Raw genomic sequence first — 17,988 nt, forward strand, 5'->3', positions numbered from 1 at the left:
ATGGGGTCGGGCATCATGTCACTGGAATATCCCGCCCCCCTTTGGCAAGAAAGGCCCGCGCCGTGTCGGACGGATGACAAGTTCGTTCCTGGTCCGCCAGCGGGCGGAAAGCTGCCGGAGGACGGGATGGATGTGAACGCCTTGGCCGATGGGGTCGCTGATGGGGACCGCCGATCGCTCGCCCGAGCCATCACCCTGGTGGAAAGCGCGCGCGCGGACCACCGCGAACAGGCGCTCGCGCTTCTGTCCAGCCTGCGGGGCCTTGACCGGCAGGCCCTGCGGCTTGGGTTGTCAGGCACACCGGGCGTGGGCAAATCCACCTTCATCGAGGCCTTCGGCTGCCGTCTGACCGAGGCCGGCAAGCGCGTGGCAGTGCTGGCGATCGACCCGTCCTCGGCCCGCACCGGCGGCTCGATCCTGGGCGACAAGACGCGGATGGAGCGGCTTTCGCGCGACCCGCGCGCCTTCATCCGGCCCTCGCCCAGCCAGAGCCAGATGGGCGGCGTCGCCCGCCGCACGCGCGAGGTGGTGGCTTTGTGCGAGGCGGCTGGCTTCGATCTGGTGCTGATCGAGACGGTGGGGGTGGGCCAGTCGGAAACCATGGTGGCGCAGATGTGCGACATCTTCCTGCTGCTTCTTGCCCCTGCGGGGGGGGACGAGCTGCAGGGCGTCAAGCGCGGTATCATGGAAGTGGCGGATCTTATCCTGGTGAACAAGGCCGACGGCGACCTGAAGCCCGCCGCCATGCGCACGGCGGCGGATTACGCGTTGGCGCTCCGGCTTCTGCGGCACCGGCCCCAGGATCCACCAGGCTTTCCCAAGGTGCTGCCGGTCTCGGCCGAAACCGGGGACGGGTTGGCCGGCGCCTGGGACGAGATAGCCTCCCTCGCCGCCTGGCGGCGCGAGAACGGGCACTGGCAGGCGCGGCGCGCCGATCAGGCCCGCGGCTGGTTCGAGGAGGAGGTGCGTCAAGGGCTTCTTGCGCGGCTTTCGCGCGAGCCGATGAGGGGCGTGCTGGAGCGCCTGGGCCAAGAGGTGGCCGGCGGTCAGCGCGCCCCGGAGGCAGCGGCGGCCGAGCTTCTGGCCATGGTCGGCCGCTGATCGCAACACTCTGTTCCAGGCGGGCGGGTTTGCGGCAGGCCCGCTGGAGGACCCTTTGCCTTGTTGTCAGACCTTGAGCCCGGCGCGGCGCGCGCCGCTCATCAGGTCGGGGGCGACGTGATGCGCGAAACGCCCCTCGGTCGGCAACATGTCGGGCACCTGCACCACAACCATGCCGGCGCGGTGCGCGGCCTCTGCGCCGGTGTCGCTGTCTTCGAACACCAGGCAGCGGGCGGGATCGACGGAAAGGATGCGCGCAGCCAGAAGATAAGGCTCGGGCGCGGGCTTGGCGGCGGTGACATCTTCATACACCACTACCGCGTCGAAGAAGCGGTCGAGCCCGGTGACACGCAACTTGTTGTGGCATTCCTTGCGGTGCGAGGAGGTCACCAGCGCGCGTGGCAGGGTGATCGCCTCCAGAAGGTCGAGCGCATGGGGCTTGAGGTCCAGCCCGGAATCAACCCCGGCGTTGAAGGCGCCGTGCCAGATTTCATCCAGTGCGGCGAGATCGATGCCGGGGAAGGCCGTTGTGATGATGCCCGCGCAGGTGACACGGTCCTTGCCCACCAGACCGTGCATGAAATCGGGCGAGGCGTCGTGGCCAAGTTCTGCGAAGGCCGCGAGGCCGGTCAGGATCGACAGCCGCTCGGTGTCGATCAGGGTTCCATCGAGGTCGAAGATGACGGCGTCGAACATGGGATCCTCCTGTCGCGCGGGGTGCTGATAGCGCGAACGGGCGGCGGGGAAAAGCCGCGAGGTCAAAGGGCGATGCGCAACAGGCGGAAGCCGTCCGGCGCGGGGCCAGCGTCGGACAGTGCGAGGCCCGATTGGGCAATGAGATCCAGCGCCCCCTCCGGTGCCGTGACCAGCGCAGAGGTGCCGGGCAGGTCGGCCAGCCGCCAGGACGGGGTGAAGTGCCAAGGCACGGGCCCGGCGGAGAGGTGGGCCAACAGCACCTCTTGCATGGGGGCTTCGGGCAAGGGGATGCGGTTTTGCGGTTCGGCGCCGGGAAAGCCGCCGCTGCCACTTGCACGGTAGCTGTTGGTGGCAAGGACGAAGCGGCCGGCCGGATGGATGGGCCGATCCCGATAGGTCAGGCCGCGTATGCGGGCGCCGGGCGGCGCGGAGGGGTCTACCGTCCAGCGAAGTGCGGGAATCGTGTCGAAGGCGAAGGATGGCACTTCCGGGTCGATCAGCGCGCCGTCGCGGCTGCCAGGGCTAAGGGTCAGGAACTGGCGGGCGCCATGTTCCAGCCAGTCGGCCACCTGTTGCCCGGTTAGCAGCAGCGCCGCGATGCGGTTGGGATAGGTGTAGAGATCGAAGACGTGGCGGCGCAGCAGCGGCCCGGCCGGGATGTCCGTGACGTGCTGCGGCCCGCCCCGGCCCCCGGTCTTAAACGGCGCGACGGCGGCCAGGACGGGAACGCCGGCAAGCGGGCCGCTCGTCAGATGCGCGCGCACATGGGCTGCCTGAGCTTCGGCCACCAGATGCAGAGCGGCGCTGTCGGCGATGCGGTCGAAGTGGCTGTGCAGGCGGCGATGCGTGAAGCCGACCGGCTGGTCCAGTGCCGAAAGCGTACGGGCGTGGTGGGGCGCAGCGAGAGCGGCAAGTCCGGGATCAGTCGGTCCCGCCGTTGTTCGCAGACCGGCGCGGCTGCGCCGGACACGCCACCCGGCCGGCCCCCGTTCGAGGTCGAGGTCGATGAGGCCGAGGTGGCTCCCGGCGAAGCCTGGCATCACTGTCGGCACCCCGGCGGCGGTGGCGGAGCGGGGGTCCACGCCCGAGCTAAGGGGAAAGCCCAGGTCAGGAAAGCTGCGGTGGCTGTGGCCGGCGACCATGGCATCTATGCCCCCTTGGGCGGCAAGGGCCGTGGCCACATCTTCGGAACCGTCTGCGGCGGTATCGGCGCCAAGCCCGGCGTGGCAGAGCGCGAGCACGAGGTCGGCACCAGCGCGACGGAGCGCGGGAACATGGGCGCGGGCGGCTTCAAGGATGCCGCGCGCGGAAAGCTGGTGGCCGATGCTGTCACCGTCCCAGACAAGGGTTTGCGGCGGGGTGAAGCCGATGATGCCCAGGCGAAGGGCATGGACTGTGCCGTGCCGGTCGGTGGGCTGAAGGTCGAGGAGCACGCTGGCTTCGGTGAAGGGCCGGTCTTCGAGCGGCGAGGGGCCGAGGCAGCGGACGAGGTTGGCCGACAAGAAAGGAAAGGCGGCAGACGACAAGGCCTGCTCCAGATGCGGCAGGCCCAGGCTGAATTCGTGGTTGCCGAGTGAGGCAGCCGCGTAGCCGAGACGGTTCATCGCGGCGATGACCGGGTTGGGGCCGGGCCGGCTGGGCGCCAGATCTGTGAGTGCCGTGCCTTGAAGAAAATCGCCGTTGTCCACAAGGATGCTGTTTGGCTCTTCCCGACGGGCGTCCTGGATCAAACGGGCAAGGGCGGCGAGGCCAGTGCCGGGTGCCGGGCGGGCGTGGTCGTAGTTCCAGGGCAGGAGGTGGCCATGCAAGTCCGTGGTGGCAAGGATCCGCAGCCTGAGCCGCGTTCCCTCCTTCGCGCCCTGCGGCTCGCAGTTGACGGGTCGGGAGTCTGACACTCTCGACGATCCTCGCGGATGGCACCGGCATCCCCTCCGGCAGGGAAATCGTGCTGTCCTGATGGCTGGATGGGAAGGGGGAGCACGCATGAATCCCGCAATGGTTGTAAAATTGCGTCATCGCGGAAGGTTTGCCCGAAGGCTTGTGGCATGGCAGAAGGCAGCGGCAAGCAGTCGGAGGAACGGATGCGACGAGCGGAAAGCGTGACCTTCGGTGGATCGGGGCTGAACCGGGCGGCGGCGCGGCGCGGAGATGCGGCCTGGCAGGTGGAGGCGCTTGCAGGCGGACGGGTGCTGCCGATGTGGCGGGGCAAGCCCCTGTGCGACGGCACTGAGGCCCTAGCCTGGGTGACTGCGGAGTCGCCCGTGCTGGAGCGGACGGGTGCGCGGGTCTTCCTTGGGCTGGACGGCGAGGAGGCGGTTTTTGCCGCCGATGTCTCGTCGTGGGAGCCGGGGGCAGAGGCCGAGGCGGCTGAGGCGGGGTTCTTCGACCCCTCGGTGCAGCGGCATCCGGCACTGGCGGGGGAGAAGGGCTTTCGCGAGTTGCGCGGCGTGATGGCGACGCTGACCCCACGCGAGGCGGAACTTGCGGCGACGGCACGGGCGCTTCTGGAATGGCATCGGACACATGGTTTCTGCGCGGCTTGCGGGGCGCGGTCCGAAGTGGTGCAGGCGGGATGGCAGCGGCATTGCCCGACCTGCAATGCTCAGCATTTCCCGCGCACCGACCCGGTGGTCATCATGCTGATCACGCGGGGCAATTCGGTGCTGATGGGCCGGTCGCCGGGCTGGCCTGAGGGGATGTACTCGCTGCTGGCGGGCTTCATCGAACCAGGAGAGACCATAGAGGCGGCCGTGCGGCGCGAGGTAATGGAAGAGGCGGGCGTGCGCGTGGGGGCGGTGCGCTATCTGGCAAGCCAGCCCTGGCCGTTTCCGGCCTCGCTGATGCTGGGTTGCGCGGGCGAGGCACAGACGGATGCGATCGTTCTGGACCCGGTCGAGTTGGAAGATGCGCTGTGGATAACGCGCGAGGAGATGGTGAGCGTGATGGCCGGGACTCACCCCTGGCTGAAACCGCCTCGGCGGGGTGCAATTGCGCAGTTCCTGATGGCCAACTGGCTTGCGGACAGTCTGGATTGACCCCATCTTTCGCGCAGGGCGGGCGAAAGATCCGCCGGGTGCACAACCGCCGGGCAGGGAGATCCGCATGAACTTTGCCGCCAAGCAGGACATCGAGGCGCCGGCCGAGCGCGTCTGGGCTTCGCTGACCGATTTCGCGGGCTGGGAACGCGCAGCGCTGCGGCGCGGAGCAGAGGTGACGCGGACGGACCGGCTGGCGGCACCGGGCGCGGGTATGGCCTGGCAGGCGCGGTTCGACTTCCGCGGCCAGCGGCGCGAGATCTCGATGCGGCTGGTCGAGATGGATCCGGGTGCGCGGATGGTCTTCCAAGGCGAAAGCCGGCTGTTCACCGGCGAGGTCGTGCTGGACCTGGTGGAGATGTCTGCGCGATCAAGCCGGCTTCACGTCAAGGCCGAGATCAAGCCAAAGACGCTGAGCGCCAGGATCATGCTGCAATCGCTGAAACTGGCGAAAGGGCGGGTGCAAAAGCGCATCGAGGCCCGGCTTGCCGATTTCGCCGCCGGTTTCGACGGTCGCGCGCGGACCGCGCGGCGGGTGTGACGCGCGGCCCGTCAGCCGCGCGGGCGGTTGGCGGGGTAGACGCCGAGGATTTCCACGGCCGAGGAGAAATAGGTCAGCTCCTCCAAAGCCCGTGCGACGGGCGGGTCTTCGGGATGGCCCTCGATATCGGCGTAGAACTCGGTCGCCGTGAAGCTGCCGCCGACCATGTAGCTTTCCAGCTTTGTCATGTTCACGCCGTTGGTGGCAAAGCCGCCAAGCGCCTTGTAGAGCGCGGCGGGGATGTTGCGGACGCGGAAGATGAAGGTCGTCATCATGGTCGCACCGCGGCGCGAAAGATCGGGCTCGCGCGACATGACCAGGAATCTGGTTGTGTTGTTGGACTGGTCCTCGATCTGGCGGGCCAGCACGTCGAGCCCGTAAATCTCGCCGGCCAGTTCCGAAGCAAGGGCCGCTTCGGCCGGGTCGCCCAATTCGGCCACGGCGCGGGCGCCGGCGGCATTGTCATGCCAGTTCAGCGTGGCGAGCCTATGTTCCTTGATGAAGCCGCGGCACTGGCCGTGCAGGATCGACATGGCGCGCACACGGCGCACGGCCGATAGCGCCGTGCCCTTCACGGCCAGCAGGTTGATGTGCACGCGGACGAATTCCTCATCCACGATGTGCAGGCCGGAAAGGGGCAGAAGGGAATGGACGTCCGCGACGCGGCCGTAGGTCGAGTTCTCGACGGCGAGCATCCCGAGGTCGACCTCGCCCGTACGCGTAAGGTCGATGACCTCTTCGAAAGTGGCGCAAGGGACGGCCTCCATCTGGGGGCGGGCCTGGCGGCAGGCCTGATGCGAGTAGGCGCCGGGTTCGCCCTGAAAAGCGATGCGGGACTGCACCATTTGCCGAATGCCTTTCTGCTTCATGCCCGAAGGGGCAATCCGTCGCGCTCCTACACCTTGCAAGACGAGGCGGGAAGCGGATAGATACCGCGCAAAACGACGGCCACGGGAATGCGCGACATGTTCGACACGATGACGATGACCAAGGTGGTGGGCGCGGTCTGCGGAGCGCTGCTTGTGTTCCTTCTGGGATCCTGGGCAGGCGAGGCGATCTACACCATTGCCCCGGAAGGTCACGCCGGCGAGGAAGAGCGCGCTCAGGCCTACCTGATTTCTACCGGTGAGGCCGAGGAGAATGCCGAGGCCTCTGGCGAGGCCGAGGTTGACGTGGCGGCGCTTCTGGGTGCAGCTGATGCCGCGGCCGGCGAAAAGGTCTTCGGCAAGTGCAAGGCCTGCCACAAGATCGACGGCACCGATGGCACCGGCCCGCACTTGAACGGTGTGGTGGACCGCGAGAAAGCGTCGGTAGCGGGCTTTGGCTATTCTGAAGCGCTGAAGGCGATGGCCGGCCAGCAGTGGACCCCGGACAACCTGTTCGCCTTCCTTGAAAACCCGAAGGGCTATGCGCCGGGCACGAAGATGAGCTTTGCCGGCCTGCCCAAGCCCGCCGACCGGGCGAACGTGATCGCCTACCTGCAAACGCTGCAGTAAGCTGCGCAGACAAGCAAATGCCGGCAGGCCGCCCACAGGGGCGGCCTTTTGCATGTGATCACGGGGCCCTCACGCATTCGCAACTTGAGAGACGACGCGTTCGCCTTTACCGATCATGAGACGGCGGGGCGAACCCGCGGCCTGGGGAGAGAAGCGGTATGGGGAAATCGGCGGTTCGGACGGCGTCCTTGCCAGCGGGTGTGGAAGCGATCGGGGCAGGGGCGCTGATCCTGGCTCTGGCAGCAGCGATGGCGATGCCGTCCCATGCCGAGGACAAGGTGATCGTGAGCCACGCCATCACCACCTTCGGCGATCCGCCCAAATATGCCGCCGACTTCCCGCACCTTGACTACGTGAACCCCGACGCGCCCAAGGGCGGAGAGATCAGTTTCTGGGCGCAGGGCACCTTCGACTCGCTGAACCCCTACAGCTACAAGGGCGTGCCGGCGGCTGCTTCGACCGTAATGCATGAATCGATCCTGACCGGTACCGCGGACGAGATCGGCACCAGCTACTGCCTCATGTGCACCACGATGGAGTATCCCGAGGACCGGTCGTGGGTGATCTTCAACCTGCGGCCAGAAGTGACGTTCTCGGACGGCACGCCGATGACAGCCGAGGATGTGATCTTCAGCTATGAGACCTTTCTGGCGAAGGGTCTGACCGATTTCCGGGCAATCCTTGGCCAGCAGGTCGAGAAGGTCGAGGCACTGGACCCGCACCGGGTGAAATTCACCTTCAAGGCCGGTTTTCCGACCCGCGACCTCCCCGAGACCGTGGGGGGGCTGCCGATCCTGTCAAAGAAGGATTACGAGGCGCGCAATCTGAACATGGAGGAGTCAACGCTGAACCCCTGGCTGGGTACCGGCGCCTACATGTTCGAGAAGATGGATACCGGGCGCAACATCATCTACAAGCGCAACCCCGACTACTGGGCGAAGGACCTGCCGATCACGCGCGGACAGTACAATTTCGACCGCATCCGGTACGAATACTTCGCCGATCCGAACGCGGCCTTCGAGGGTTTCAAGGCCGGCACCTATACCTTCCGCAACGAGAATTCGTCAAAGACCTGGGCCACCCAGTATGACTTCCCGGCGATCAAGGCGGGCACGGTGATCAAGGCGGAGCTGCCGAACGGCAACAAGGCCAATGGCCAGGCGTTCCTGTTCAACCTGCGGCGCGACAAGTTCCAGGATCCGCGCGTCCGCGAGGCCATCGCTTTGATGTTCAACTTTGAATGGTCGAACAAGACGCTGTTCTACGATCTGTATGCCCGCATCAACTCGATCTGGGAAAACTCGGACCTCGCGGCCACGGGCGTGCCGACCGACGGCGAAGTGGCGCTGCTGAAACCGCTGGTCGAAAAGGGGTTGCTGCCCGAGAGCATCCTGACCGAAGAGGCGGTCATGGCGCCGGTTTCGGGCGACCGGCAGCTGGACCGGGGCAACCTGCGCAAGGCGAGCAAGCTTCTGGACGATGCGGGCTGGAGCGTCGGCAGCGATGGCAAGCGCCGCAATGCCAAGGGCGAGGTTCTGTCGGTCGAGTTCCTGAACGACAGCCCGGCGTTCGAGCGGGTGATCAACCCCTATGTCGAGAACCTGAAGGCGCTTGGCGTCGAGGCGCGGCTGACCAATGTCGATCCCTCTCAGGAAGAGGCGCGGACACAGCCGCCGAGCTTCGACTTCGACATGATCACCGGCAACGCGCGGTCGAGCTATATCTCCGGCGCAGACCTGATGCAGGTGTATGGCTCTGCCGCTGCCGCGAATTCGGGGTTCAACGTGATGGGGATGAACTCGCCGGCGGTGGATGCCCTCGTCCAGGACGTCATGGCGGCGGGGTCGATGGAGGCATTGACGACCTCGACCAAGGCGCTTGACCGCGTGCTTCGGTGGGAACGGTTCTGGGTGCCGCAATGGTACAAGAACACCTACACCGTCGCCTATTACGACCAGTACGGGCACCCCGAGAAGCTGCCGCCCTATGCCTTGGGCGAGGCGAGCATCTGGTGGTTCGACGCGGACAAGGCGGCGAAGCTGAAGGCCTCGGGCGCGCTGAAGTAAGACCGGATCATGGGCGCGTACATCCTGCGACGGCTTTTGCTGATCGTGCCGACGCTGATCGGCATCATGGTCATCAACTTCACCCTGACCCAGTTCGTGCCCGGCGGACCGATCGAACAGGTTCTGGCGAAGCTGGAAGGTGGTGGCGACGTGATGGAACGCCTCGGCGGATCGGGCGGCGATGCCGGGGCCGACCAGGAGATGGGCGCGGCCGGTGGAGGCGATGACAAGTACATCGGTGCCCGGGGCCTGCCGCCCGAGTTCATCGCACAGCTTGAGAAGGAATTCGGCTTCGACAAGCCGCCCCTGCAGCGGTTCCTGGAGATGATGTGGAACTATGCCCGGTTCGATTTCGGGCAAAGCTACTTCCGCTCGGTCTCGGTGGTCGATCTGGTGATCGAGAAGCTGCCCGTGTCGATCACGCTTGGCCTTTGGTCCACGCTGATCGCCTATCTGGTGTCGATCCCGCTTGGTATCCGCAAGGCGGTTAAGTCGGGGTCCAGCTTCGATGTCTGGACCTCCGGCATCATCATCGTGGGATATTCGATCCCAGGCTTCCTGTTCGCGATCCTGCTTCTGGTGGTGTTCGCCGGCGGGTCCTATTTCCAGTGGTTCCCGCTGCGCGGCCTGACCTCGGACAATTGGGAGGAACTGAGCCTCTGGGGCAAGGTGACCGATTACCTGTGGCACATCGCGCTGCCGGTGACGGCCTCGCTGATTTCCAGTTTTGCCACGCTGACGCTTCTGACGAAGAACAGCTTCCTTGAGGAAATCCGCAAGCAGTATGTCATGACGGCGCGGGCCAAGGGACTGACGGAGCGTGGAGTGCTCTACGGACACATCTTCCGCAATGCCATGCTCATCGTGATCGCGGGTTTTCCGGCCGCCTTCGTCAGCGTCTTCTTCGGCTCGTCACTGATCATCGAGACGATCTTCTCGCTTGATGGTCTTGGGCGGCTTGGCTTCGAGGCGGCGGTCAGCCGGGATTATCCGGTGATCTTCGGCACGCTCTACTTCTTCGGGCTGATCGGCCTCTTGATGGGGATCGTGTCCGACCTGATGTATGTCTGGGTCGACCCCCGCATCGACTTTGCGAGGCGCGGCTGATGGCTCTGTCTCCGTTGAACGCCCGCCGCTGGCGAAATTTCAAGTCTAACCGCCGTGCCTTTTGGTCCTTGTGGATCTTTGCCGTGCTGTTCGGCCTGTCGCTGTTCGCCGAGGTCATCGCCAACGACAAGCCGCTGCTGGTGTCGTACCGGGGCGAGCTGCACATGCCCTTCCTGCGGTTCTACCCGGAAACGGCCTTCGGCGGCGATTTCCAGACCGAGGCGGCCTATCGCGACCCCGAGGTGAAATGCCTGATCATCTCGGGTGGTTCGCAAGCCTGCTGGGACGACCCGGAAGGGGTGATCGAGCAGGTTCAGGCGACCGGCACGGTCGACGGCGAGAAGGTCGAGAAAGGCTGGATCCTCTGGCCGCTCATTCCCTTCAGCTACAACACCATCAACGATCTGGAAACTGCGGCCCCCTCGGCGCCTGACAGCACGCATTGGCTGGGCACGGACGACACGGCGCGCGATGTGCTGGCGCGGGTGATCTTTGGCTTCCGGCTTTCGGTCGCCTTCGCGCTGATCGTGACGGTCACGACTAGCATCATCGGCGTGGCGGCGGGGGCGGTGCAGGGCTATTTCGGCGGGCTGGTGGACCTGACCTTCCAGCGGCTGATCGAACTGTGGGGGGCGACGCCCAATCTTTACATCATCATCATTGTGGCCGCGATCATCCCCATGAACTTCTGGCTGCTGGTGGCCCTGTCCACCATTTTCGGCTGGACGGCCTTGGTGGGCGTGGTGCGGGCCGAATTCCTGCGGGCACGCAACTTCGAATATGTCCGCGCCGCCAAGGCGCTTGGCGTGCGCGACCGGGTCATCATGTTCCGCCATGTCCTGCCCAATGCCATGGTCGCCACGCTGACCATGCTGCCCTTCATCGTCACCGGCGCCATCGGCTCGCTGGCCGCGCTGGACTTCCTGGGCTTCGGCCTGCCGTCCTCGTCGCCCTCGCTTGGCGAACTGACAATGCAGGCCAAACAGAACCTGCAGGCGCCCTGGCTGGCCTTCACTGCCTTCTTCACCTTCGCGATCATGCTGTCGCTTCTGGTGTTCATCTTCGAGGGCGTGCGCGATGCCTTCGATCCCAGAAAGACCTTTGCATGAGTGAGACCGTCCTTGACGTCCGCGACCTGAAGGTCGCCTTCCGGCAGGAAGGCCGGGTAATGCAGGCAGTGAAGGGGGTAAGCTTCACCGTGGGCCGGGGCGAGACGGTGGCCCTGGTGGGCGAAAGCGGATCGGGCAAGTCGGTGACGGCGCTGTCCACCGTGGCGCTCTTGCCTGATGCGGCAGTGCTTTCGGGATCGGTCCGCTATCGCGGGACCGAGATGGTTGGCGCGCCCGAGGACATGCTGCGCCGCGTGCGCGGCAACGACATCAGCTTCATCTTTCAGGAGCCGATGACGAGCCTCAACCCGCTGCACACGATCGAGAAGCAGATCGCGGAAAGCCTGAAACTGCACCAGGGCCTGACCGGCCCGGCGGCGCGGGCGCGGATCATCGAGCTGTTGCAGAAGGTCGGCATCCGCGAGGCGGAAAGCCGACTGTCGGCCTATCCGCACCAGCTTTCGGGTGGGCAGCGTCAGCGCATCATGATCGCCATGGCGCTGGCCAACGGGCCCGAGCTTCTGATCGCCGACGAGCCGACCACCGCGCTGGACGTGACGATCCAGGCGCAGATCCTGGACTTGCTGGCCGACCTGAAGGCGCGGGAAGGCCTGAGCCTCCTGTTCATCACCCACGACCTGGGCATCGTGCGGCGCATCGCCGACCGGGTCTGCGTGATGCAGGGCGGCGAGATCGTTGAGCAGGGGCCGGCGGCAGAGATCTTTGCCAACCCGCAGCATCCCTACACGCGCAAGCTTCTGGCGGCCGAGCCGAAGGGTGGGCCTGCGCCCGTACCCGAAGGCGCCCCCGAAGTGGTGCGCACGGATGCGTTGCGCGTCTGGTTCCCGATCACTGCGGGCTTCCTGCGCCGGACCGTGGGCCACGTGAAGGCGGTGAACGACGCCACGGTCTCGGTTCGTTCCGGGGAGACCCTCGGGATCGTGGGCGAGAGCGGATCGGGCAAGACGACGCTGGCGCTGGCGCTGATGCGACTGATCCCCTTCACCGGCAAGGCGGTGTTCCTGGGCAAGCCGCTGGAGAGCCTGCATGGCGCTGAGTTACGGCATCTGCGGCGCGACATGCAGATCGTGTTCCAGGACCCGTTCGGCAGCCTGTCGCCCCGCATGACCGCCGAGGAGATCATCGCCGAGGGTCTGGGGGTGCACGGGGTCGATCCAGGGCGCGACCGCCGCGAGATGGTGGCTGACATCATGACCGAGGTGGGTCTGGACCCGGCGATGATGGCGCGCTACCCGCACGAATTCTCTGGCGGACAGCGCCAGCGCATCGCCATCGCCCGGGCAATGATCCTGCGTCCGAAGCTTGTGGTGCTTGACGAACCCACCTCGGCGCTGGACATGACGGTGCAGGTGCAGATCGTGGACCTGTTGCGCGACTTGCAAGCCCGGCACGGGCTGGCCTACATTTTCATCAGCCACGACCTTCGCGTGGTGAAGGCATTGTCGCACAAGGTGATTGTCATGAAGTCGGGTGACGTGGTCGAGGCGGGCTCAAGTGCAGAGATCTTCGCGCAGCCCAGGACGGACTACACCAAGGAACTGATGCGCGCGGCTTTCGCGGGCGAGGCGGTTCCGGCGTGAAGCTCCTGTTCGTCCACCAGAACTTCCCGGGGCAGTTCCTTCATCTGGCGCCCGAGATGGTGCGGCGCGGCCATGATGTGCTGGCCTTCACCGATGCGGCGAACCAGCGCCAGAGCCCGATCAAGACGCTGCGCTACAAGCACGAGGTGATCCAGCCCGACCCGCAGGCCACTCGACTGGGGCGCAACTATACGCTGATGAGCGACCGGGGCGTGACCGTGGCCAGGGCGGCAATGCAGCTGCGCGAGACGCAGGGCTATGTGCCAGACGTGATCTTCGGCCATTCGGGCTGGGGCGAGACGCTGTTCCTGAAGGAGGTCTGGCCCGAGGCGAAGCTGATCGTATATGCCGAGTTCTACTACAAGGGGCGGGGTGCCGATGTGGGGTTCGACCCCGAGTTCAACCCGCCCACCTTCGACCAGGTGATGATCGCGCAGGGGCGCACGGCCTATCTGGGGCAGGCGATGCTTCATGCCGATGCGGGGCTGTCGCCGACCGAGTGGCAGGCCTCGACCTATCCGCCGCTTCTGCGCCAGAATATCAAGGTGATCTTCGACGGGGTGGATTCCTCGGTCATGACGCCCAATCCGGATGCCCAGGTCGCCATGCCGAACGGGCAGGTGTTGCGGGCGGGGGACGAGGTGCTGACCTTTGTGAACCGCAACCTGGAGCCCTATCGCGGCTACCATGTCTTCATGCGGGCGCTGCCCGAGGTGATGGCGGCACGGCCGGATGTCCAGGTGGCGATCGTCGGCGGGGACGAGGTGAGCTATGGGGCGGCGCCGAAGGGCGGGAAGGGATGGAAGGACATCTTCCTGAACGAGGTGAAGGACCGGCTGGACCTGAACCGCGTACACTTCCTGGGCAAGGTGCCCTATCAGACCTTCACCGCGCTGATGCAGGTGAGCCGGGCCCATGCCTATCTGACCTATCCCTTCGTGCTGTCCTGGTCGATGCTGGAGAGCCTGTCGGCGGGGGCGGTGGTCGTGGCCTCTGATACGGCGCCGGTGCGGGAGGTGATCCGCGACGGTGTCAACGGGCGGCTCGTGGATTTCTTCGACGTGAAGGGCTGGTCGGCGGCGCTTATCGATGTGCTGGCCAAGCCGGGGGCGCATGAGAAGATGCGGATCGCGGCGCGGCGGACGGTGCTGGACCGCTATGACCTGAAGACCATCTGCCTGCCGCAGATGGTGGACTATGTCGAGAGCTTTGCGCCGGGTTGAGGGCGTCCGAGCTCGGACGCCTTTCCATATTAAATGATATCAATGGCTTGCGCGCGCGAATTTACTTGGACTTAACACTTGTCCGCGCGAGCACCTTGTCGAGCCGATCCAGGAAGAAGGCGAGGTTGTCCAGGCTGAAGGGCAGGGGCGGCCTGATCTTCAGCACATTGGCGCGCGGGCCGGTGGCGGAGATCAGCACGCCTTCCTCGCGCAGGTCGTTGACGATGCGGGCGGCCTCGGCGGCCTCGGCGGCCATGGGATCACCGTTCGCGACGATTTCCTGCCCGACGAAAAGCCCGGCGCCGCGGGTGGGGCCAAGCGCGGCATGGCGGGTGGCAAGGTCGGCGAGGCCCGCGCGGAAGGCGGCGCCCACGGTCGCGGCGTTCTGCTGCAAGCCTTCGTCGCGGATCACGTCCAGCACGGCCATGGCGGTGGCAGCGGCCACGGCATTGCCGCCGAAGGTGTTGAAATAGCGCGCCTTCGCGCCGAAATCGGCGATGACCTCGGGGCGCAGCACCAGCCCAGCAACGGGATAGCCGTTGCCCATGGGCTTGCCGAGCGAGACCATGTCGGGGACGATCCGGTGCCGCTGGAAGCCCCACATGTGGCTGCCGGTGCGGCCGAAGCCCGGCTGCACCTCGTCGGCGATGAAGAGGCCGCCGGCCTTGCGGATGGCCTCCACCGCAGGCGCAAGGAAGCCGGGCGGATCGGCAAAGACACCATCGGAGGAAAAGACCGTGTCCACGATCAGCACGGCGGGCTTGACGCCGTGGCGCGTGAGGTCGTCGATGGCGGCCTGCACGCCGGCGGCGAAGGCAGTGCCCAGATCGCCCGGCAGGCGCAGGGGATCGGGGGCGGGGACGGTGCGGACATGTTCGCCAAGAGGCACGCCTTCGCCCAGAGAGGGCGAGAAACCGGAAACGGCCTGCGTGACGCCGTGATAGGCGGTTTCCGTGACGATGATCCCGGTGCCGCCGGTGGCGGCGCGGGCGATGCGGAGGGCCAGATCATTCGCCTCGGACCCGGTGCAGGTGAACATGACGTGGCCAAGCTCGGCCGGAAAGGTTGCCAGCAGCGCCTCGGCATAGTCGAGCACGGTTTCGTGCAGATAGCGGGTGTGGCTGGCGAAGGTGGCGGCCTGTGCGGCAGTCGCCGCGACCACACGGGGGTGGCAATGGCCGACCGATGCCACGTTGTTGTAGCAGTCGAGATAGGCGCGGCCTTGCGGGTCGTAGAGCCAGACGCCTTCGCCCCGGACGAGATGGACCGGGTGCTTGTAGAACAGCCGGTAGGCGGGCCCGAGTGTCTTGGCCCGGCGTTCCACCAGTCGGCTCTCGTTCTCGGTCAGCCCGCCCTGACCGGGCACGAAGGCGTTGATCATGCTGCCGTCGTTCTTCATCTCAGGTCCTTCCGCAGGCGCGGGCTATGGTTTCGGTCAGGGCCTCGGGCGGGACGGCGGCGAGGGCGGCAAGCCCGGCCTGCGCCGAGGGGACATTGCGCAGGATGTAGGGCGCGTTGTCGGGGTAGAGGCTGGCCCGCCAGGAGGCGATGGCGAGGGTGGTAAGCATCCGCGCCTGCGTGAGATCGGCGACGAGCGAAAGCTCGGTGTCGGTCAGTGGAAGCTCCGTGTCATAGGCGGCGGTGAAGGCGGCGAGGCTGGCGGCGGCATCAGCCGGGTCCAACTGGTAGCTGGCGGCGACGCCCAGATCGCAGACCAGCGGGGTTTCCACCATGTCGCCGAAGTCGAGGATGCCGCTGATGATGGCGGGATCGGCGGGGTCCACCAGAACGTTGTGCGGGTTCAGATCGTTGTGGACCACCTGCCAGCGGCAGTCCTTCAGCCGGGGGGCGACATGGGCCACGAACCTTTCGAGCGTGGCGGTGGCCAGCGATCGCAGGTCCGCATCGGCGATTTGCGGCAGCAGGGGCGCCAGGTCGGCGGCATGGCGGATGTCCCATTGCAGGCGGTGGCCGGCAGCGGGATGGGCAAAGCCCTGCAAGCCCTTTGTCAGCCGTGCCGCCATCTGCCCCATCGCGATGCGTTGCGCAGGCGGGTGGGGCGCGGCATGCATGGGCTGGCCCTGAAGATAGGTCAGGGCGCGCAGCATCTCGCCCCCCGGCAGGATCACTTCCGTAGCGCCAGTGACGGTGCGGCGGAGGCGGGGCACGGGCAGGTCGGGCGCCGTGGAGTGAAGGTGCAGGAGCGCCTCGGTCTGGAAGCGCGTGACCTCGTGCGGTTCCTGGGCATTGGCGATCTTGACCACATGGGCGCCCTCGGGCCCCTCGATGCGGAAGTTCAGGTCGCGTTCCGAGGTGAGGCGGGTCAGGGTGCCGAAAAGGCCGAAATGTTCGGCGGCGAGCCTGGCCGCGGCGCTGGCCGTGATCTGCGGCGGGGCGGTGGTCAGGCTGGAATTGGTCTGGGTCATGCTGCGGCCTGGACGGGACTTGCCGCAGCATAGGCGAGCCGGGAGCGGGCCGAAAGGGTTTGATCAAAACCCCTTCGGACCGTGGGCAGGCGCCCTAGTGATCGGCCACCGAGGCGGCTTCCTTCAGGTCTTCGGCGGTGCCGGTGGTGCCGTTGAAGAAGGCGTTCAGGGCAACGGCCGAGATGGTGGCCAGAAGGATGCCCGATTCGATCAGCGGGTGGATGCCATGCGGCATCCATTGCTTGAAGTTGGGCGCGATCAGCGGGATCATCCCGAAGCCGAGCGAGACCGCCACGACAAACAGGTTGTTGCGGCTGGTCTTGAAATCCACCGCCGCCAGGATGCGGATGCCGGTAGCGGCGACCATGCCGAACATGACAAGCCCCGCGCCGCCCAGGACGGCGGTGGGCAGCGCCTCGACCAGGGCGCCCATCTTCGGGACGAGGCCGAGGACGATGAGGATGAGCCCGCCGGCCACGCAGACGAAGCGCGACCGGATGCCGGTGACACCGACGAGGCCCACGTTCTGGCTGAACGAGGTGTAGGGGAAGGTATTGAAGATGCCGCCGATCAGCGTTCCGAGGCCATCGGTGCGCAGGCCGGCGGACAGGACGGGCTGGGTGATCTTGCGGCCCGTCATGTCGCCCAGGGCCAGGAACATGCCGGTGGATTCGATCATCACCACGATCATCACCAGGGTCATGGTGAGGATCATCACCGGATCGAAGATCGGCATCCCGAAGTGGAAGGGGGTGATGAGGCCGAACCAGGCGGCCTCGCCCACCTTGGCAAAGCTCATCTGGCCCAGAAGCGTGGCCAAGAGGCCGCCGATCACGATGCCAAGGAGCACCGAGATGTTGGCGAGGAAGCCCTTTCCGAAGCGGGCGATGAGAAGGACGGCTGCCAGCACCACGGCGGAAAGCGCGATGTTGCCGGGCGTGGCATAGGCGGGGTTGGGGACCGAGGGCGCGAGGGCGAGCTTTTCCGGCACAGCCGCGCCGCCGGCGGCGGCGGCCTCTTGCAGGGCCTTGAGCCAGTCGGCCTGGGCGGGATCGACCAGCATCGGCGCGGTGGGGCCGACGGGGTTGCCGAAGATCCAGTTGATGCCGATGCGCATGAGCGTGACGCCGATCACCAGGATGATGGTGCCGGTGACGACGGGCGGGAAGAAGCGCAGCATCCGGCTTACCAGGGGCGCGATGAGCATGGCGATGATGCCGGCGCCGATGATGGCGCCGAAGATCAGCCGCGCGCCGTCCGGGCCGGGGTTCGCTCCGGCGATGGCCAGCATCGGGCCGACCGAGGCGAAGGTGACGCCCATCATCACCGGCAGCTTGACGCCGAACCACTGGGTCATCCCGAGCGACTGGATCAGCGTGACGATGCCGCAGGCGAAGAGGTCGGCCGAGATGAGGAAGGCCACGTCGGCCGGCTCCAGCTTCAGCGCGCGGCCGACGATCAGGGGCACGGCGATGGCGCCGGCATACATCACCAGAACATGTTGAAGCCCCAGCACGAAGAGCCGGGGCGGCGGGAGGACCTCGTCCACCGGATGCGTCTTGTCGGTCATCTGTCCCTTCCTTGTTG

At 66.4% G+C, this 17,988-nt stretch carries 15 protein-coding genes; 9 read left to right on the top strand and 6 right to left on the bottom strand.

Annotation, left to right across the window (positions count from 1 at the left end):
* Nucleotides 1-126 precede the first annotated feature (126 nt).
* A complete protein-coding gene (gene meaB, locus JO391_RS02595; RefSeq protein ID WP_220662651.1) occupies nucleotides 127-1,101 on the top strand; it encodes a methylmalonyl Co-A mutase-associated GTPase MeaB in 975 nt (324 codons plus the stop codon).
* A gap of 66 nt (nucleotides 1,102-1,167) precedes the next feature.
* Here meaB and JO391_RS02600 read toward each other — a convergent pair whose 3' ends face one another.
* Nucleotides 1,168-1,797 (bottom strand): HAD family hydrolase, encoded by a 630-nt coding sequence (locus JO391_RS02600; RefSeq protein ID WP_220662652.1) that lies wholly within the window; start codon nucleotides 1,795-1,797, stop codon nucleotides 1,168-1,170.
* 62 nt (nucleotides 1,798-1,859) lie between these two features.
* Nucleotides 1,860-3,692: a 5'-nucleotidase C-terminal domain-containing protein gene (locus tag JO391_RS02605; protein ID WP_220662653.1), complete on the bottom strand. Its 1,833-nt coding sequence runs from the start codon at nucleotides 3,690-3,692 to the stop codon at nucleotides 1,860-1,862.
* Nucleotides 3,693-3,878: 186 nt separating this feature from the next.
* Between JO391_RS02605 and nudC the strand changes: the two genes are divergently transcribed.
* Together nudC and JO391_RS02615 are read left to right on the top strand one after the other, a co-directional pair.
* Nucleotides 3,879-4,832, top strand: a complete 954-nt coding sequence (gene nudC, locus JO391_RS02610; protein ID WP_220664417.1) for an NAD(+) diphosphatase — start codon at nucleotides 3,879-3,881, stop codon at nucleotides 4,830-4,832.
* 67 nt (nucleotides 4,833-4,899) lie between these two features.
* Complete coding sequence (locus tag JO391_RS02615; protein WP_220662654.1) at nucleotides 4,900-5,373, top strand: SRPBCC family protein; 474 nt, start codon at nucleotides 4,900-4,902, stop codon at nucleotides 5,371-5,373.
* Nucleotides 5,374-5,384: 11 nt separating this feature from the next.
* Here the strand turns inward: JO391_RS02615 and JO391_RS02620 are convergent, their stop codons facing one another.
* Nucleotides 5,385-6,215 carry a prephenate dehydratase gene (locus tag JO391_RS02620; RefSeq protein ID WP_220664418.1) on the bottom strand — a complete coding sequence of 277 codons (831 nt, stop codon included), beginning with the start codon at nucleotides 6,213-6,215 and terminating at the stop codon, nucleotides 5,385-5,387.
* 123 nt (nucleotides 6,216-6,338) lie between these two features.
* Between JO391_RS02620 and JO391_RS02625 the strand changes: the two genes are divergently transcribed.
* The 6 genes from JO391_RS02625 to JO391_RS02650 all read left to right on the top strand — a co-directional run bounded on the left by JO391_RS02625 (nucleotide 6,339) and on the right by JO391_RS02650 (nucleotide 13,975).
* Nucleotides 6,339-6,869, top strand: a complete 531-nt coding sequence (locus JO391_RS02625; protein WP_220662655.1) for a c-type cytochrome — start codon at nucleotides 6,339-6,341, stop codon at nucleotides 6,867-6,869.
* A 158-nt stretch (nucleotides 6,870-7,027) separates the two neighbouring features.
* Entirely contained in the window at nucleotides 7,028-8,935 is a 1,908-nt protein-coding gene (locus JO391_RS02630) for an extracellular solute-binding protein (RefSeq protein WP_220662656.1), read from the top strand.
* Nucleotides 8,936-8,944: 9 nt separating this feature from the next.
* Nucleotides 8,945-10,042 carry a microcin C ABC transporter permease YejB gene (locus JO391_RS02635; RefSeq protein WP_220662657.1) on the top strand — a complete coding sequence of 366 codons (1,098 nt, stop codon included), beginning with the start codon at nucleotides 8,945-8,947 and terminating at the stop codon, nucleotides 10,040-10,042.
* Nucleotides 10,042-11,151 carry an ABC transporter permease gene (locus JO391_RS02640; protein WP_220662658.1) on the top strand — a complete coding sequence of 370 codons (1,110 nt, stop codon included), beginning with the start codon at nucleotides 10,042-10,044 and terminating at the stop codon, nucleotides 11,149-11,151. The genes JO391_RS02635 and JO391_RS02640 overlap by 1 nt, the downstream gene beginning before the upstream one ends.
* A complete protein-coding gene (locus tag JO391_RS02645; protein ID WP_220662659.1) occupies nucleotides 11,148-12,752 on the top strand; it encodes an ABC transporter ATP-binding protein in 1,605 nt (534 codons plus the stop codon). The genes JO391_RS02640 and JO391_RS02645 overlap by 4 nt, the downstream gene beginning before the upstream one ends.
* The gene (locus JO391_RS02650; protein ID WP_220662660.1) at nucleotides 12,749-13,975 is read left to right on the top strand and encodes a glycosyltransferase; all 1,227 of its coding nucleotides are present in this window, start codon (nucleotides 12,749-12,751) and stop codon (nucleotides 13,973-13,975) included. Before JO391_RS02645 ends, JO391_RS02650 begins: the two co-directional genes overlap by 4 nt.
* Nucleotides 13,976-14,036: 61 nt before the next feature.
* On the opposite strand, the gene JO391_RS02655 is transcribed toward JO391_RS02650, so the two are convergent.
* From JO391_RS02655 to JO391_RS02665, 3 genes are all read right to left on the bottom strand, one after another.
* On the bottom strand, nucleotides 14,037-15,374 hold the full coding sequence (locus JO391_RS02655; RefSeq protein WP_220662661.1) for an aspartate aminotransferase family protein: 1,338 nt from the start codon (nucleotides 15,372-15,374) through the stop codon (nucleotides 14,037-14,039).
* A gap of 1 nt (nucleotide 15,375) precedes the next feature.
* Nucleotides 15,376-16,401 carry a phosphotransferase gene (locus JO391_RS02660; RefSeq protein WP_220662662.1) on the bottom strand — a complete coding sequence of 342 codons (1,026 nt, stop codon included), beginning with the start codon at nucleotides 16,399-16,401 and terminating at the stop codon, nucleotides 15,376-15,378.
* 94 nt (nucleotides 16,402-16,495) lie between these two features.
* Nucleotides 16,496-17,971 (bottom strand): nucleobase:cation symporter-2 family protein, encoded by a 1,476-nt coding sequence (locus JO391_RS02665; protein ID WP_220662663.1) that lies wholly within the window; start codon nucleotides 17,969-17,971, stop codon nucleotides 16,496-16,498.
* Nucleotides 17,972-17,988: the final 17 nt, after the last annotated feature.

Origin of the sequence: Neotabrizicola shimadae (assembly GCF_019623905.1) — a bacterium.
In the GTDB taxonomy this organism is placed as follows: domain Bacteria; phylum Pseudomonadota; class Alphaproteobacteria; order Rhodobacterales; family Rhodobacteraceae; genus Neotabrizicola; species Neotabrizicola shimadae.

What these genes read in the sequence shown, in the direction of transcription:
- JO391_RS02645 (WP_220662659.1), top strand. Translation starts at nt 11,148, where the DNA reads ATGAGTGAGACCGTCCTTGACGTCCGCGACCTGAAGGTCGCCTTCCGG.
- meaB (WP_220662651.1), top strand. Translation starts at nt 127, where the DNA reads ATGGATGTGAACGCCTTGGCCGATGGGGTCGCTGATGGGGACCGCCGA.
- JO391_RS02660 (WP_220662662.1), bottom strand. Translation starts at nt 16,401, where the DNA reads ATGACCCAGACCAATTCCAGCCTGACCACCGCCCCGCCGCAGATCACG.
- JO391_RS02630 (WP_220662656.1), top strand. Translation starts at nt 7,028, where the DNA reads ATGGGGAAATCGGCGGTTCGGACGGCGTCCTTGCCAGCGGGTGTGGAA.
- JO391_RS02655 (WP_220662661.1), bottom strand. Translation starts at nt 15,374, where the DNA reads ATGAAGAACGACGGCAGCATGATCAACGCCTTCGTGCCCGGTCAGGGC.
- nudC (WP_220664417.1), top strand. Translation starts at nt 3,879, where the DNA reads ATGCGACGAGCGGAAAGCGTGACCTTCGGTGGATCGGGGCTGAACCGG.
- JO391_RS02615 (WP_220662654.1), top strand. Translation starts at nt 4,900, where the DNA reads ATGAACTTTGCCGCCAAGCAGGACATCGAGGCGCCGGCCGAGCGCGTC.
- JO391_RS02600 (WP_220662652.1), bottom strand. Translation starts at nt 1,797, where the DNA reads ATGTTCGACGCCGTCATCTTCGACCTCGATGGAACCCTGATCGACACC.
- JO391_RS02635 (WP_220662657.1), top strand. Translation starts at nt 8,945, where the DNA reads ATGGGCGCGTACATCCTGCGACGGCTTTTGCTGATCGTGCCGACGCTG.
- JO391_RS02625 (WP_220662655.1), top strand. Translation starts at nt 6,339, where the DNA reads ATGTTCGACACGATGACGATGACCAAGGTGGTGGGCGCGGTCTGCGGA.
- JO391_RS02640 (WP_220662658.1), top strand. Translation starts at nt 10,042, where the DNA reads ATGGCTCTGTCTCCGTTGAACGCCCGCCGCTGGCGAAATTTCAAGTCT.
- JO391_RS02665 (WP_220662663.1), bottom strand. Translation starts at nt 17,971, where the DNA reads ATGACCGACAAGACGCATCCGGTGGACGAGGTCCTCCCGCCGCCCCGG.